We start from the raw sequence: 15438 nt of genomic DNA, 5'->3' as shown, positions 1-15438 counted from the left end.
NGGCGGCCGCCTCGCGCAGGTTTGCCGCGTTCTTGAAGGTCACGTTGCCGGCGAAGGACATCACGTAGCCGGCGTCGGCGCAGACCTTCGCCATCTCGGCGTCGCCGGAGAAGGCGTGGAAGACGACCGTGTCCGGAGCACCCTCCTCGGCGAGGATGCGCAGCGTGTCCTCGTGCGCATCCCGGTCGTGGATCATCAGGGCGCGGCCGGTCTCCTTGGCGATCGCGATGTGCCGGCGGAAACTCTCCTGCTGGACGGCGTGCGCCTCCGGCGGGGTGCGGAAGTAGTCCAGCCCGGTCTCGCCGATGGCCCGGACCTTGTCCCGGCGAGCAAGCTCGGTGATGGCCGCGAACGTCTCCTCGCTCACACCGTGGGCGGCCTCGTTGGGGTGGATGGCCACGGCCGCGTAGAGCTCCGGGTGGGCGTCGGCGACGTCGGCCTGCCACCGGCTCGTCGGCAGGTCCACCCCGACGGTGACGGCCCGGGTGACGCCGACGGCGACGGCGGCCGCGATCGCGGCGTCCACCTCGGTGTCCATGAGGTCGAGGTGGCAGTGGCTGTCGACGACGGCCACCGGCAGGGGATCGGGCGGCGGCGGTGGTTCGCCCGCCCGGTCAGAGTTTCGCGCCACCTCACCCATCCTTCCGCATCCGGTGAAGTCTACGGCCGCTGCCGGGCGCGCCGAGGAATGCGCCTATCAAGCATGGGACGCTTATCTCGTGAGCGACTGCGAGGATTCCTGCCGATGACGACGCCGTTGACCGTGGCCCTCGTCACCCCGCTGACCGGGCCGGACGCCGCCCAGGGCCTGGCCGGTCTGCGCGGCGTCACCCTGTGGGCGCGCGACGAGCGGCTCCCCGCCCCCTGGGACGAGGTGAGCCTCACCGCGTACGACGCCTACCCCGACCCGGCGGCCGCGATGCGAGCCGCCGTCGCCGGCCGTCCGGACGCCCTGCTCGGGCCCTACGGCCACCGGGCGGCCCTGGCGGCCTGCGCGGCGACCGACCGGGTGGTGTTCAACACGGGGGCGCCGTCGACCAGGTTCGTCCGGCAGGCGTTCCCCAACGTCGTCAACATCGCCGCGGCCACCTCGACCTGGCCACGGGGGGTCCTCGCGGCGGTGCGGGCGGCCGACCGGCGGGCCCGCAAGGTCGTCCTGCTCGCCTCGGGCGACACCGCGGTCGAGATCACCTCGGTGGCCAGGGCAGCCGCCACCGCCCAGGCGTTCGAGGTCGCCTCGCACGTCTTCGCGCCGGGGAAGGCCACACTCGCCGCGACCCGGCTACCCCCGGGCGACGTCCTCATCGTGCACGCGAGCCCCGACGACGAGCTGGCCGCGGCGAACATCCTGCTGCGCCGGCCGTGGCGGGCGGCGGCATTCTCCACCGCCGTCAGCGCCCAGGCCACCGCCAGCCTTGGCGACCTGCGCGAGCAACTGCTCGCCCCGGGAAGCTGGATGCCGGAGAGCACCCAGCCGACCGCCACCGGCCCGACGGCGCGCGAGTTCACCGCCGACTACACCGCCCTGCACGGCGTCGCGCCGACGGAGACGGCCGCCTGGGCCTACGTCACCGGCCTGATCCTGGGGCGGGCGATCCGGTTCTGCGGGGGCGTGCAGGACGCCTCGGTGCTCGCCGCCGCCCGCGGTATCGACACGACGACGCTGCTCGGCCGGTTTCGGCTGGACGAGGCGACCGGGCTGCAGGTCGGCCACCAGATCCCGATCGTGCAGTGGCAGGACGGCGCGTCACGCACCGTGTGGCCAAGGGAGGCCGCCCGGGCCACGTTCGCCCATCCCCGCCGGATCACCAGCCGGCCGGCCTCGGCACCGCCGACCTCCACCTCCCCGTCGGCGTAGGGCGGCGTCGGCGTAGGGCGGCGTCGGCGTAGGGCGGCGTCGGCGTAGGGCGGCAGGGAGACGGGCCGCCCGTCGGCGCCGCATCTCGGTGTTGTCCGGGGCGGCGGGTTGCGGCGGGTGAGCCCACCCGGAGCTGGTGAGCCGTGGTTGGCTCGGGTCCACGCGGTGGAACGAGGCTCCACGATGGCCACGGCGGCGCCGAGCCGCCCTGAAGGGAGGTCCATGGCGGCGGGTCCGCTCGAGCGCGCGCCGGCCGGCACGTCGCGCCGCCGGGCCATCGCCATCGCCCTGGTCGGCGCCCTGGCGGTCGCGTTCACTGCGGCCACCGCACGGCTGTTCGTCTTCCCCCAGCGCGAACAGCCGGCGCCGGTCGACGCCATCGTCATGTTCGCCGGCAGTGCTGGCCGGCTCGAACGGGCGGTCGCCCTCGCCCGCGCCGGTTACGCCCCGGTTCTCGCCGTCTCGACGCCGACCGCCGACGACCCCTGCCCCGACGCCATCCCCGGCGTGGAGGTGATCTGCTTCGCGCCCAGCCCCCTGACGACCCAGGGNGAGTCCCGCTGGGTGGGTGCCGCGGCGGCACGGCGCGGCTGGCACTCCCTGATCGTGATCACCTCGACGTCGCAGAGCACCCGGGCCCGGCTACGGCTTGGCCGCTGCTACCCCGGCGAGGTCCGGATGATCGGGGTGCCGCCGCCCCGCCGCCTGTGGCCCTACATGATCATCTACGAATGGGCCGCGATGGGCAAGGCCCTGCTGCTCCAGCGGGGCTGCTGACCCACGCCGCGAGCCCCACTCCCGACTCCAGCCCCCACCTCGGCGATCTTGGGGTTCCGCGGAACCGTGCCCGCGCCTCCCGGAAGCCCCGCCCCCGACGTGCGGGCGTGGCCAGCCGTCCGACGCCGGTGGTTGCAGAGGCAACTGCAGGAGGTTATTCGCGGTAGCAGGCAGGCGAACCGCGAACGACCTCCTGCAACTGCTGACCGTCGGCTGGTCGGGACCGGCGCGGCCGTTCGGGTCGGTCCTGACGGGAACGGCCGACCTGACGGGAACGGCCGACCTAGCGGGGACGGTCGGGCGGGGCGGGGCGGGGCGCACGGACGGCGAGTTCGGCGGCGTAGACATCGTTGCGGGACACGCCGTGGTCGGCGGCGACCGCCCGGCGGGCCTCCTTGCGCGGCATGCCGGCGGCGGTGCGGCGGGCGACGTCGGCGGCGAGGACCCGAGCATCGACCGAGTCGACGGAGCCCGCAACGTCGGCAGGGGCGTCGAGCTCCTCCGATCCGCCGCTAGGCGAACCGCCGAGGGGCGAACCGACGGCAGGCCCACCGACGGCGGACGAGCCGGCAGCGGGCAGGAGGACGGCGGACGAACCCGCGGCGGACAGGCCGGCGGCGGACGAGCCGGCAGCAGCCGGCCGGGCGGCGGGCGAGCTGGCGGCGGGTGGAGGGGACTGGACGGGCCTGGCCGCCTCCGCGGCGGCGAAATCGACGGTCACCGGTCCGCGCCTGGCGCCGCCGGCGATCACCAGGGTGAACTCCCCGCGGATCACGCGGCCGTCGGTGGCCCAGGCGAGCAGGGCCGCGAGATCGCCGCGGACGATCTCCTCGAAGGTCTTGGTCAGCTCCCGGCACAGCACCGCGGCGCGGTCGGCACCGAAGGCGGCGATCAGGTCGCCCAGGCCCGCCGGGAGCCGGTGCGGGGACTCCAGGAACACCATCGTGCGGGTCTCGTTGCCGAGTTCGCGCAGCCGGGAACGCCGGTCGGCGCCCTTGCGCGGCAGGAAGCCCTCGAAGGTCCACCGGTCGGTGGGCAGGCCGCTGACGGCCAGGGCGGCGGTCACCGCGGACGGGCCGGGCACGACGGTGACGGTCATGCCGGCGGCAGCGGCCGCGGCGACCACGCGGAAGCCGGGGTCGGACACCGCCGGCATTCCGGCGTCGGTGACCAGGGCGACCGTGGCCCCCTCACGCAGGTAGTCGGTCAGGAGCGCGGCGCGGGCGCCCTCCACCGCGTCGTAGCAGGACACGATCCGGCCGGAGATGGTGACGCCGAGGGCGTGCGCCAGCCGGAGCACCCGCCGGGTGTCCTCGGCCGCGATCACATCCGCCGTGGCGAGGATCTCACCGAGGCGTGGGCTCGCGTCCCGGACATCACCGATCGGAGCGCCGCACAGCACCAGGGTCCCGGACACCCGCCCAGTGTGTCAGGAGCCAGGACCTACCCTGATCGGTGTGACGGCGACGACGGCCCACGTGCCCTGGAGTGCGAGCGGAGGAGGCGACACGCCGCCCGTGACCGGTCCGGACCCGCTCGGTCCGCGGCGGACGCGGGCCGAGGCGCTGCGTGAGCGGCTGTGCCCGCCGATGCCGGGTTCACCGCTGGCCGGGTGGCTGGCGACCCTGTCGGTCGCGGTGCTGGCCGGCCTGCTGCGGTTCTGGAACATCACCCAGCCACGCGGGGTGTACTTCGACGAGGTCTACTACACCAAGGACGCCTGGGGCCTGCTCACCGCCGGTTACGAGATCGACTCGAGGTCCTGTTCCGGGCCGGCGTACGTCGTCCATCCGCCGTTCGGCAAGTGGCTGATGGCCGCCTCCGAGGGCCTGTTCGGGTACACGAACTGCGGGGGGGTCCCGCACGGCGACCCGGAGCTCGGCTGGCGGTTCTCCTCGGCGTTGTTCGGCACGCTGGCCGTGCTCGTCCTCGCCCGAGCCGCCCGGCGGATGTTCCGCTCGACCCTGCTGGGCTGCTTCGCCGGCCTGCTGCTCGCCATGGACGGCCTGGAGTTCGTGCAGAGCCGGATCGGGATCCTCGACATCTTCCTGATGACCGGGGTCGTCGTGGCGCTGGCGTGCCTGCTGCTCGACCGCGACGACGGACGGGCCCGGCTCGCCGACCGCCTGAGCGCGGCCCTGGCCCGAGGCTCCGGTCCGCCACCCGCACCNCCCCCGCCGGTCGCCGGCTCGCCAGGCGCGGACGGCGCGGGCATGGACTCGGCAGGCTCCGCCACCACAGCAGACTCGACGGCCGCGGCGAACTCCGTAGCTACGGCGAAATCGGCGGCGACAGCCGACTCAGGCGCCGCGGCCGGCCGTCAGGATCGGCTGCGCGAGCTGTACGGGCCCCGGCTGGGATTCCGCCGGTGGCGACTGGCCTGCGGGGTGGCGCTCGGCCTGTCGATGGGCGTGAAGTGGAGCGCGCTGTACACGATCATCGGCTTCGCGGCGCTCGCGATCGCCTGGGACATCGGCGCCCGGCGCACCGGCGGTGCGCAGCGGCCCGTGCTGGGGGCGCTGCGACGGGACCTGCCCGCCTGGGCCGCGATGTTCGTGATCGTCCCGATCGTGACGTTCCTGGCCACCTGGACGGGCTGGTTCGTCACCGACGGCGGCTACTACCGGCACTTCTACGGCGACGGGTTCGGCGCGGCGTGGCACGGCTGGTGGAAGTACCAGATGGCGGTGCTGAAGTTCCACGAGGGCCTCGACCAGGGGCATGCCTTCGCCTCGCACCCGATGAGCTGGCTGGTGATGGCCCGGCCGGTGGCGTACTACTACTCGTCGCCCGCCTACGGGACGTCCGGCTGCCACGACCCGGCCGGCTGCTCCCGGGAGGTCCTGGCGCTGGGCAACCCGGCGGTGTGGTGGGTGGGCACCGCCTGCCTGGTGGGGATGCTCGCCTGGTGGGTGACCCGGCGGGACTGGCGGGCGGCCCTGGTGCTGGTCGGTTTCGGCTCGGCCTTCCTGCCGTGGCTGCTGTTCCCGAACCGCACGATGTTCTTCTTCTACGCGCTGCCGTGCCTGCCGTTCCTCGTCCTCGGGATCACGGCGCTGGCGGGGCTCGCGCTCGGCCCGCGGGAGGCCTCCGACGCCCGCCGGCTCACCGGCGCGTTGACGGTCGGCGTCTACACGATCGTCGTCGTCCTGCTGTTCGCGTACTTCTACCCGATCCTCGCCGCGCAGGTGATCCCCTACTCCTCGTGGCGGGCCAGGATGTGGTTCCCCGGCTGGATCTGAACCGGGGAACCCCCACACGGCGCGCCGACCCGGCGGCGTGGGCTCGATGTGAGCTCTCTCACTCGATCCGCCCCGATGCCCCACGCGACCACCGAAAGCGATGCCATCCTCACAAAAGGACACTCCCGTCCGGGTTGGCGCGCAGACACGGGGGCTATCGCAGTTGACTGATCACCCAGAGTCGAAGCAACACGCCGCTAGCAGTCTCATCGGTGGGGGCGACAGGGGGGGTCACGTACGGCGTGAGATCCCCATCGGGGATGGTGGGGCGGTCACCATGCCCCGAGGCCGCACGGCAGGTAGCGCCCGTGCGGGTCTCCCTCCGACCTCCAACCACCGGAGCCGGGTGTCGGGCGGACCGAGACTGGGAGGAACCACCATGGCCGATGTGTCGGTGCGCTTCGCGATGACCGATGACAGCGAGATCGTGCTGAACCTGTCCCTCACGCAGGCGATCCGACTCACCGAGGCGATCGCGTCGAAGGTGANCCAGGCGATGACCGAGCAGCCGCGGGCCGGGATGAACGGCAACGCCTACGGCCCGGGCGGAGTGCGCCCCGGGCCGTACTCGACGTCCTGACCGCGGACATCGCGACGGCGGACATCGCGACGGCGGCGGCCGGGGCGCCCCGCCCGGCCGCGGGTACCCATCGGCACCCAGCATCCGCCGGCCACTCGGCACCCGCGGGCACCCAGCACCTGTAGGCACTCGTCAGCGGGGCTCGGGCGCGCCCCCGGTGAGCTGTGCGATCAAGGCCCGCAGCAGGTCGAGGTCCCGCCGACGCAGCTCGGCCGCGGAGGCGGGATCCGGCCGCGCCGGAGTCAGCGCCGCCCGCACCCGCCGCAGCTTGTCGCGCAGCGACTCCACGACCGCGGGCGAGACCAGGCCGTCGCGCAGCACCAGCACGACGTGCCCGCCGTGCTGCACCACATCCACCGGCTCGTCCATCGGCAGGGTGACGACCCGCATGCCGACGGGGGCCTCCTGGTCGTAGACGAGGCAGAGCTGATCCTCGGCCAGCACCTCGGCGCTGCCGTCGTCCCAGAGGACCGTCGCCCGCGCGGTGACCGGTGCCGCGCTGCGGGTCGACTCGACGCGTACCGGCCCGGGCTGCTCGGCCGGCTCGCGGCGCCCGGCCGCGTGCACGGCCAGCACGGTGCCGCGCCGCGACCAGATCCCGCCACCGAGGTCGTCGACCGGGAAGACCCGGTCGCCCCGAGCGAACATCACCAGCGCGGCACGACCGTCCTCGGCAGTCGGAGGGTGGGCGGCCATGGCGTGATCGTAGGTGGCGACCTCGGACGCCCGCGCGGCGAGACCCCCCACCGGGGTGCGAACGCCGCCCCCGCCACCGCCCGCGACCGCCCCGGACCGCCAGTAGCGACGAGGGTTCCACCGACCCGGTGACCTCCACAGACGCGGCGCGGACCCGGCGCCGACGCATCGCCGACACCGCGATTTCACACGGCGGGTTGGGCCCGTTTTTCGGCTTGTCGGCAGTGATGGGCGTGGACCGTCCCGGCGGGTTACCTTCGCCTGGTTGCCATCGCTCGGGTGGCGACCGGCGGCGGCCGGGAGGACGCGAGCGGCTCGGCGTCGGGTTGTGCTCGCGCGGTGGCGTCCTCCCTCTCCGTCCCCCGCAGAATCCCTGGTCGGATCCTCGGCCAATCACGCCTCGCGGAGCCTACGAATGCCCGACACCGACTACCCGCCCATCGAGGAGCACGCGGTCATCGGCGACCTGCGTACCGTGGCCCTGGTCGCCACGGATGGCACGATCGACTGGTACTGCCCGCAACGCTTCGATGCGCCGTCGGTCTTCGCGAGCCTGCTCGACGCCGATCGCGGCGGATCGTTCCGCATCCACTGTCCGGACTCGCGGGCGAAGCAGCTTTACCTGCCCGACTCGAACATCCTGATGACCCGTTTCCTCACCCCACGGGCGGTCGGCGAGGTCGTCGACTTCATGGTCCCGGTGGACAGCGACGTCGCGGAGACGCCGCACGTCGTCGTCCGCCAGGCCCGCGCCGTGCGCGGGACGGCGACGTTCCGGCTGCGCTGCGACCCGCGGTTCGACTACGGGCGCGCCGCGCACACGGTGACGCTGGTCCCCGGCTCGGGGGCGGTGTTCGAATCGGTGAAGGGCACCCTCGTGCTGCGCACCGCGCTGCCGCTGCGGGTCGACGGCACCGCCGTGTTCGCGGAGTTCGACCTGCCCATGGGTGAGACCGCCGACATCGTGCTCGAATGGAACTCGACGATCCGTCCGCTGATCACCGGCGAGGCGGACACGCTGTTCACCCGGACGCTGAACTACTGGCAGGCGTGGCTGCGGCGCAGTCGTTACCACGGCCGCTGGCGAGAAATGGTCCTACGCAGCGCACTGGTGCTGAAGCTGCTGGTCTACCGGCCCACCGGCGCGCTGGTGGCGGCGCCGACCACCTCGCTGCCGGAGGAGCTCGGCGGCGTGCGCAACTGGGACTACCGCTACACCTGGATCCGGGACGCGGCGTTCACCACCTACGCCTTGATGGCCCTGGGTTTCACCGACGAGGCCGCCGCGTTCATGGACTGGCTGGAGCAGCGCTGCCACGAGGCACCGAAGGATTCCGGGCTGTACGTGCTGTACAGCGTCGACGGCAACGCCCACCTGGACGAGATCGTCCTGGACCATCTCGCCGGCTACCGCGGTTCGAAGCCGGTGCGCATCGGCAACGCCGCCGCCGAGCAGCTCCAGCTCGACATCTACGGCGAGCTGATGGACTCGGTCTACCTGTACAACAAGAAGGTTCCGATCTCCTTCCAGCTCTGGGAGGCCCTCGGCCGCCAGCTCGACTGGCTGGCCAAGCACTGGGACACCCCGGACGAGGGGATCTGGGAGACCCGCGGCGGGCGCCAGCGCTTCACCTACTCGGCGCTGATGACCTGGGTCGCCTTCGAGCGGGCCTGCCGCATCTCGCGCCAGCGGGGCCTGCCCGGCCCGACGAACGACTGGAAGGACTACGCCGGTCAGGCGTACCGGTTCGTGCAGAACGAGGCGTGGAATCCCACCCGCGGCGCCTACATGGAGTTCCCCGGCTCACCGCGGCTGGACGCGTCCCTGCTGTGCATGCCGCTGGTGAAGTTCTCCGGACCCACCGATCCGCGGTTCCTCTCGACGCTGGACCGGTTCGGCGAGGACCTCGTCAGCGACAGCCTGGTGCGCCGTTACGCCGCCGACGGCAGCGACGGGCTGACCGGCGACGAGGGCACGTTCAACCTGTGCTCGTTCTGGTACGTGGAGGCGCTGACCCGGGCCGGCCGGGTGAGCGAGGCCCGGATGGTCTTCGAGAAGATGCTCACCTACGCCAACCATGTGGGCCTCTACGCCGAGGAGATCGGCTCCTCCGGCGAGGCGCTCGGCAACTTCCCGCAGGCGTTCACCCACCTGGCGCTGATCAGCGCGGCGATCAACCTGGACCGGGCCCTGGGGTAACCGCCGCCCCGCCCTCGACCACCCGGCGGGCGGGTGACGCGCCCGCGGCGCGCGCTCGCCTGTCGGGCCCCGGACATCACCGGCCGCGGTGACGGTAAGGCGGTACCAGCCGACCCGTGGGCACGGCAGGATAGGACCGTACCGGACGGGCCGCACCGAGCGGCGAGGATGTGCCACGAGGCTGCCGGCGGTGATGACCGGCGCGGCGCGGGGTGTGGGGACGAGGGGCGAGGTCATGGCGGGACTGGACCATTTCCGGGTGGTCGTGGAGTCCGGGCACCCGGATCGGACCGGGGTGGTCGTCCGGCTGCCCGGCGCGCTCATCGTCGCCCGGGCCGGCCGGCCCGAGACCGCCGAGATCACCAGCAGGCTGCTCGGGCTGTGCGCCGAGGTGGCCGCGGAGGTGGGCACGACCGCGTCGACCATGGGTCGCCGGCTCGTGCGCCGGGTCGCCGGGGTCCTCGCCGACGCCGACCCGGACCGGGTGCCCGACTTCAGCCTGCTGACCACCGTCAACGACCGCGTCGCGGCGCTCGTCCACGGGGCGATGGACGTCGTGGCGTCCGGGACGTCCGGGGTGACGCTGTCCGGCGTGGACTCGGCCACCTGGGTCGACCGGCTGCTGCCGACGGAGATCGCCCGGATCGACGTCGGGCCGACCGGCATCGTCGGCCCGACCGGCTTCCCCGGCGGCCTCGGCGACCTCGGCTTCCCCCTCGACCTGCGGATCGGCGCGGTGCCCGGGATCGGCGTGAGCCTGCTGCTCAGCGACGCGCCCGCGCTGCCCGCCCCCAAGGCGTCGGCCGACCAGTTGCTCGCCGGCTTCGATCCGCTGCGCGACCCGATGACCGGCGCCGCGGCGATCCCCACGCCCGGCTCGCGCGCCCCGGACCCGATGTCGACCACCCCGCCGGCGCTGGCCCCGCTGCTCAGCGAGGAGGAGGAGGCCCACCGTCGCCGGGCGGCGGCGGAGCCCACCCAGGCCGCCGACCTCGACGAACTCGACGAACTCGACGAGGACCCGCCGACCGAGCTCGCCGGGCGCGAGGTGATCGGCCACGCCGCTGTCGACTCCGGCCCCGGCGGCCAGCTCGGCCAGCTCGGCCGCCTCGGCCAGCTCGGCGGCCATGCCGAGCCCCTGTCGGACGGCCTCGACGACGGGCTCGGCGACGACCTCACCGACGACGAGCACGACGCCATGACCCAGTTGCCCGGGCAGACCTTCACCGTCTCCGACCTCATCGAGGACGACGAGGCCCCGACGATGCTGCCCAGCGGCTCCGAGCCCCAGGTCGAGGGGGTGCTGTGCGCNAACGGGCACTTCAACCACCCGCAGGCGCCGTACTGCGCCGAGTGCGGCCTGTCGCTGGCCCAGCAGGGCTCCCGCACGGTGTGGGGCCCGCGGCCGACCGTCGGGGTGCTCGTGTTCGACGACGGGCAGACGATGGACGTCGACATGGATCTGGTCATCGGCCGCCAGCCCGACCGGGACGACGCCGTCCGGGCCGGCAAGGCGCGGGCGCTGCCAGTCGAGGACGGCGAGAGCGCCGTCTCCCGGGTACACGCCGTGATCACCCTGGCCGGCTGGGACGCGGTGATCACCGACCAGGGTTCGGCCAACGGCACCTACATCGCGCCGCCCGAGGCGACCGTGTGGACCCCCCTCAACCCGCACCAGCCCGCCCCGTTGGTGCCCGGCACCCGCGTCCAGGTCGGCAAGCGGACCTTCGTCTTCAACTCACACCTGCACGTCTGACCCCACCGCCCGCGGCCGACCCCACCGCCCGCGGCTGACCCTGGTCCCCGCGGCCGAAACGGGGAGGCTCGCGGGGGGTGGCGCGCGAAACGTCGGCACCTACGTCAGACTTGACGGACGATGAGCGATTCAGAGCTGCGCGCCGGGGGCGGCCTGCCCGCCTCCCCCACCGCGCCCGCAGACGCCCCAGCCGAGCCGCGCAGGCAGGACGACCGGCCCGCGCGAGACGAGCCCGGCACCGCCAGAGCCCGGCCGGGCGAGGCCGGTGCCCCGCGTCGCCGTCGCCGGGGCCGGGCGGCCCTGTGGTGGACCCCGGTCGTCGTGGTGCTGGTGGCCGGGCTGCTGGCCGCCGGCGCGGCGCTGGGCGACCTGCTCGACCGCCCGCCCGGCGAGAGCTCCGTCGACGTCGGCTTCGCCCGCGACATGTCCGAGCACCACGCGCAGGCCGTGCAGATGGCGATGATCGAGTTCGACCGCGGCGGCGACACGTCGACCCGCAGCGTCGCGCAGGACATCGCGCTGACCCAGCAGCGGGAGATCGGCATCATGTCGGCGTGGCTGTCGGGCTGGGGGCGGACCCAGACCGCCGCCGGCGCGCCGATGCGCTGGATGGGCGGCACGGGCGCGGCGGCCGGCACCGGGCACGAGGGGCACGGCGACACCGGCTCGGCGACCATGACCGACATGCCGGGTATGAACGGCACCGCCGGCGGCGCCGCGTCGGCCGGCGACACCGCCCGGATGCCGGGCATGGCGACCCCGAACGAGCTGCGGCGGCTCGCGACAATCCACGGCCGCGACCTCGACGTCCTGTTCCTCACCCTGATGGTGCACCACCATCGTGGGGGGCTGGCGATGGCGCAGTACGCGGCGCAGCACGCCGATGCGGACCGCACGCGCAGCCTGGCCAGGGCGATGGTGCTCAACCAGTCGATCGANGTCGACCAGATGCAGGAGGCCCTCGCCCGGCTCGGGGCACCCCGGGCATGACCGGCCGAACCCGGCCGTCGCCTCACCGAAGCTGACTTTGTATCGTCAGATCCGTCTAACCGGACCGTACCGCCGGTCGTGCACCCGAGGCGTGGGGAACGCTGCCCCGCAGTCGTTCCCAGGGCGATGATGCCGCCACGCTGCGCTCTCCCGGGGATCCGTCGCGTCTCCCCACGGGGCGCCGTCCCCCGATCCATGCGTCGCCGTCTGATCGATGCGTCGCGTGGTGGCGACAGGCGGCGGGCGAGTAGGGGTCCGGTCCCGCCACGGCGGCTTCGGCGCTGCGCCGACGCCGCCGTCGATCCTCGAGGTCCGCTTCCATGACAGGTGTTTCCGCCCGCGAGGCCGCCGGCGTGGCGGCCGGGAGCCGTCGTGCGGTCGTCGGGGGACTGCGCCTGCCCGTGCTGGCCCGACACTGGCCCGGCGCGCGCCACGTCCGGGTGGAGCTGCTCGCGGGCCTGGTGACGGCGCTCGCGCTGATCCCGGAGACGATCTCGTTCTCGGTGGTGGCCGGGGTCGACCCGAAGGTCGGCCTGTTCGCGTCGTTCACCATCTCGGTGATCATCGCGTTCACCGGCGGCCGGCCGGCGATGATCTCCGCCGCCGCGGGCTCGATGGCCCTCGTGGCCGCGCCGCTGGTCCGCGAGCACGGGCTGAACTACCTGCTCGCGACCACCGTCGGGGTCGGGTTGCTGATGGGTGTCCTCGGCGTGCTCGGGGTCGCGCGGCTGATGCGCTTCGTGCCGCGCACCGTGATGATCGGCTTCGTCAACGCGCTGGCCATCCTGATCTTCACCGCCCAGATGCCGCACGTCATCGGCGAGTCGTGGAAGGTCTACGTTCTGGTCGCGGGGGGCCTGGCGATCCTGCTGACGGTCCCCCGGGTCACGACGGCGATCCCGGCGCCGCTCGTCGCGGTGGCGATCCTGACGCTGGTCACGTGCGGTTTCCACGTCTCGGTGCCGACGGTCGGGGACGAGGGCCGGCTGNCCAGCTCCCTGCCGGTGCCCGGCCTCCCCGACGTCCCGCTCACCTGGCAGACCCTGCAGATCATCGCCCCGTACGTGGTCGCGCTGACCGCGGTGGGCCTGCTGGAGACGCTGCTGACCGCCCAGATCGTCGACCGGATGACCGACTCCACCCACGACCCGAACCGCGAGGCCTGGGGCCTGGGCATCGCCAACGTCGTCAACGGCTTCTTCGGCGGGATGGGTGGCTGCGCGATGATCGGCCAGACCATCGTCAACGTCAACTCCGGCGGTCNCGGCCGGCTGTCGACCTTCGCCGCCGGCGGCTTCCTGCTGATGCTTGTCGTGCCGCTGCGCGACCTCGTCCGACACATCCCCATGTCCGCGCTGGTCGCGGTGATGATCCTGGTCTCGGTGATGACCTTCGAGTGGCGCAGCGTCGCGCCGTCCACCCTGCGCCGGATGCCCCGCGGCGAGACCGCGGTCATGGTCGTGACGGTCGCCGTCGTGGTGCCCACCCACAACCTTGCGTACGGGGTGGCCGTCGGCGTCGTCCTGGCCGCCCTGCTGTTCACCCGCCAGGTCGCCCGCCTGGCCCTGGTGACCAGCGTGCTCGACCCGGAGGGCGGCGAACGGATCTACGCCGTCCAGGGCACGTTGTTCTTCGCCTCGACGGGGGACCTGGTCGACGCCTTCGCCTACGGCCGCGACCCGGCCCGCGTCGTCATCGACCTGTCCAAGGCCGACGTCCTCGACTCCGCCGCGGTCGCCGCCCTCGACGACGTCCGCACGAAGTACCGCGAACGTGGCACGGAGGTGACCATCGTCGGGCTGAATCCGCGCAGCGCCGCCCTGCTGCGGGGGCTGTCTGTCGAGCCGCCCCCCGAGACGACCACCGAGCCGCCCCCCGAGACGACCGCCGAGCCGCCCCTCGAGCCGCCCCTNAAGACAACCACCGAGACAACTACTGAAACAACCACCGAGGCGACAGGGAGTGTCCGACGAGTCGATTGACGCCCAACTTCACCCCACCGTGAATACACTCCGCCATCAGATACTCACAATGAGGATGGTGGCGGCATGGGCGAGAAGGGCCTTACCGGTGGTCTGGTCGACTTCGNCCGACGCCAGCCGGCCGTGGTCGTCATCGTNATCGTCATCGCCGGGTTGTACCTGTCCAAGGCGAGCTCGGGCGCCTCGACCCGGGCCATCCTCGTCCCCGGCGTCGACTTCCCGGCGCCGTCCCTGCTGACCCGCAACCGGACGACCTACGCCGTCGGCGTGGACCCGCGTACCCCCGGCACGATCAGCCTGCTCTCCAGCCGGGACCGCCGGAGCTGGACCACCCAGCCCGACGCCCTGAAGGCGCCACCGGACTGGGCCGACCCGGGCGGCGGGCTGGGGCCGGCGGCGATCGGCGCGTTCGACGGCTCGTACGTCCTCTATTACACGACGATCTGGCACGAGCTCGGCATTCGCTGCATCTCGGCGGCGACCTCGGAGCACCTCGACGAGCCGTTCGTGGACACCTCGCAGGCCCCGTTCGTCTGCCAGACCGCGGACGGCGGCAGCACCGACCCGAGCCCCTTCGTGGACGACGCCGGGCGCGCCTACCTGGCCTGGAGCAGCCCGGGACGGCCCGGCGGCGCGGGCCCGACGCTGTGGGCCCAGCGGCTGCGCTCGGACGGGCTGGTGCTCACCGGCGAGCCGGCGGTACTGCTGCGCCCCAGCCTGCCCTGGCAGCAGAAGCGGGTCGCGAGCCCCTCGATGATCGTCGAACAGGGGCGCGACCACCTGGTGTACTCGGCCGCACCGGAGCTCAACGGGCNCCAGGTGGTGGCCAGCGCGTCGTGCACCGGCCCGCTCGGGCCCTGCCGCCCGGCACCGAAGCCGATGCTGACGGGTGGGAAGGTCGGCTTCGGCCCCGGAGGCGCCCACGCCTTCACCGACTCCCGTCATCGCTGGTGGCTGGGCCTGCACGGCTGGGACTCACCGCCGGCGGGCGCCTACCTGCCGACCGGGCGGTTCGTCGTGGTCCCCCTGCGGGTGCGCGACGACGGGCTGTCCGTACAGGTCAAGTCGCTCACCCAGGGCCGAGTCCGCCCGCCCGAGCAGCACGGCTCCCACCCGCGCGACCACGAGACCCGTCGCCACGAGACCCGTGACCACGAGACCCGCCGCCACGAGACCCGTGACCGTGGCGACCACGCCCGCGAGCAGGACGCCGCCGACAGCGGCGCTCACGCCGGCCCGGGGACGGCCGCCGGCGGGTGACAGGCACAATGACCCTCTCAACATCGTTGTCTGGACAACTAACAGCAACGAACCTCGGCGACGCCCGTCTCCGAGCCCCCACGTCGAGAGGGACGAT

Annotated in this window: 7 protein-coding genes and 9 pseudogenes; 13 read left to right on the top strand and 3 right to left on the bottom strand. The window is 73.4% G+C overall.

What is annotated here, in order from left to right:
* Position 1: 1 nt before the first annotated feature.
* A partial coding sequence (locus FF86_RS03855; RefSeq protein ID WP_242418133.1) for a TatD family hydrolase occupies positions 2 to 631 on the bottom strand: 630 nt, incomplete at its 3' end.
* A 114-nt stretch (positions 632 to 745) separates the two neighbouring features.
* Between FF86_RS03855 and FF86_RS03850 the strand changes: the two genes are divergently transcribed.
* Both FF86_RS03850 and FF86_RS39715 read left to right on the top strand, forming a co-directional pair.
* Positions 746 to 1858 (top strand): ABC transporter substrate-binding protein, encoded by a 1113-nt coding sequence (locus tag FF86_RS03850; protein WP_044883362.1) that lies wholly within the window; start codon positions 746 to 748, stop codon positions 1856 to 1858.
* Between the two features lie 552 nt (positions 1859 to 2410).
* A pseudogene (locus FF86_RS39715) lies at positions 2411 to 2635 on the top strand (YdcF family protein); the annotation flags it as partial.
* A gap of 283 nt (positions 2636 to 2918) precedes the next feature.
* Here FF86_RS39715 and rsmI read toward each other — a convergent pair.
* Positions 2919 to 4052, bottom strand: coding sequence for a 16S rRNA (cytidine(1402)-2'-O)-methyltransferase (gene rsmI / locus FF86_RS03840; RefSeq protein WP_044883360.1), 1134 nt, complete (start codon positions 4050 to 4052; stop codon positions 2919 to 2921).
* Positions 4053 to 4092: 40 nt separating this feature from the next.
* Between rsmI and FF86_RS39710 the strand changes: the two are divergent.
* Positions 4093 to 4805 (top strand): annotated as a pseudogene (locus tag FF86_RS39710) (phospholipid carrier-dependent glycosyltransferase); the annotation flags it as partial.
* Position 4806: 1 nt separating this feature from the next.
* Positions 4807 to 5877, top strand: a 1071-nt coding sequence (locus tag FF86_RS39705; RefSeq protein WP_396229755.1) for a dolichyl-phosphate-mannose--protein mannosyltransferase, incomplete at its 5' end; no start/stop codon positions are given.
* Positions 5878 to 6589: 712 nt separating this feature from the next.
* On the opposite strand, the gene FF86_RS03825 is transcribed toward FF86_RS39705, so the two are convergent.
* Positions 6590 to 7153 carry a hypothetical protein gene (locus FF86_RS03825; RefSeq protein WP_044883490.1) on the bottom strand — a complete coding sequence of 188 codons (564 nt, stop codon included), beginning with the start codon at positions 7151 to 7153 and terminating at the stop codon, positions 6590 to 6592.
* 415 nt (positions 7154 to 7568) lie between these two features.
* Here FF86_RS03825 and FF86_RS03820 point away from each other — a divergent pair, with 415 nt between their 5' ends.
* The 9 genes and pseudogenes from FF86_RS03820 to FF86_RS39675 form a co-directional block, all read left to right on the top strand.
* Positions 7569 to 9353, top strand: coding sequence for a glycoside hydrolase family 15 protein (locus FF86_RS03820; protein ID WP_044883358.1), 1785 nt, complete (start codon positions 7569 to 7571; stop codon positions 9351 to 9353).
* A 235-nt stretch (positions 9354 to 9588) separates the two neighbouring features.
* A pseudogene (locus tag FF86_RS03815) lies at positions 9589 to 10664 on the top strand (FHA domain-containing protein); the annotation flags it as partial.
* Between the two features lies 1 nt (position 10665).
* The coding region (locus FF86_RS39700) for an FHA domain-containing protein (protein WP_242418132.1) at positions 10666 to 11109 on the top strand (444 nt) is incomplete at its 5' end.
* A gap of 120 nt (positions 11110 to 11229) precedes the next feature.
* Positions 11230 to 12047: pseudogene (locus FF86_RS03810) on the top strand (DUF305 domain-containing protein); the annotation flags it as partial.
* A gap of 372 nt (positions 12048 to 12419) precedes the next feature.
* Positions 12420 to 13088, top strand: a pseudogene (locus tag FF86_RS39695) (SulP family inorganic anion transporter); the annotation flags it as partial.
* Between the two features lies 1 nt (position 13089).
* Positions 13090 to 13362, top strand: a pseudogene (locus FF86_RS39690) (SulP family inorganic anion transporter); the annotation flags it as partial.
* Position 13363: 1 nt separating this feature from the next.
* Positions 13364 to 14011 (top strand): annotated as a pseudogene (locus FF86_RS39685) (STAS domain-containing protein); the annotation flags it as partial.
* Between the two features lie 337 nt (positions 14012 to 14348).
* A pseudogene (locus FF86_RS39680) lies at positions 14349 to 14895 on the top strand (family 43 glycosylhydrolase); the annotation flags it as partial.
* A 1-nt stretch (position 14896) separates the two neighbouring features.
* Positions 14897 to 15341 (top strand): annotated as a pseudogene (locus tag FF86_RS39675) (glycoside hydrolase); the annotation flags it as partial.
* Positions 15342 to 15438: the final 97 nt, after the last annotated feature.

The sequence above is a fragment of the Frankia sp. CpI1-P genome (genome assembly GCF_001421075.1).
Lineage (GTDB): Bacteria > Actinomycetota > Actinomycetes > Frankiales > Frankiaceae > Frankia > Frankia torreyi.
Note: the sequence above shows the minus strand (reverse complement) of the source record. Positions and strands in the feature narration are given on the sequence as shown.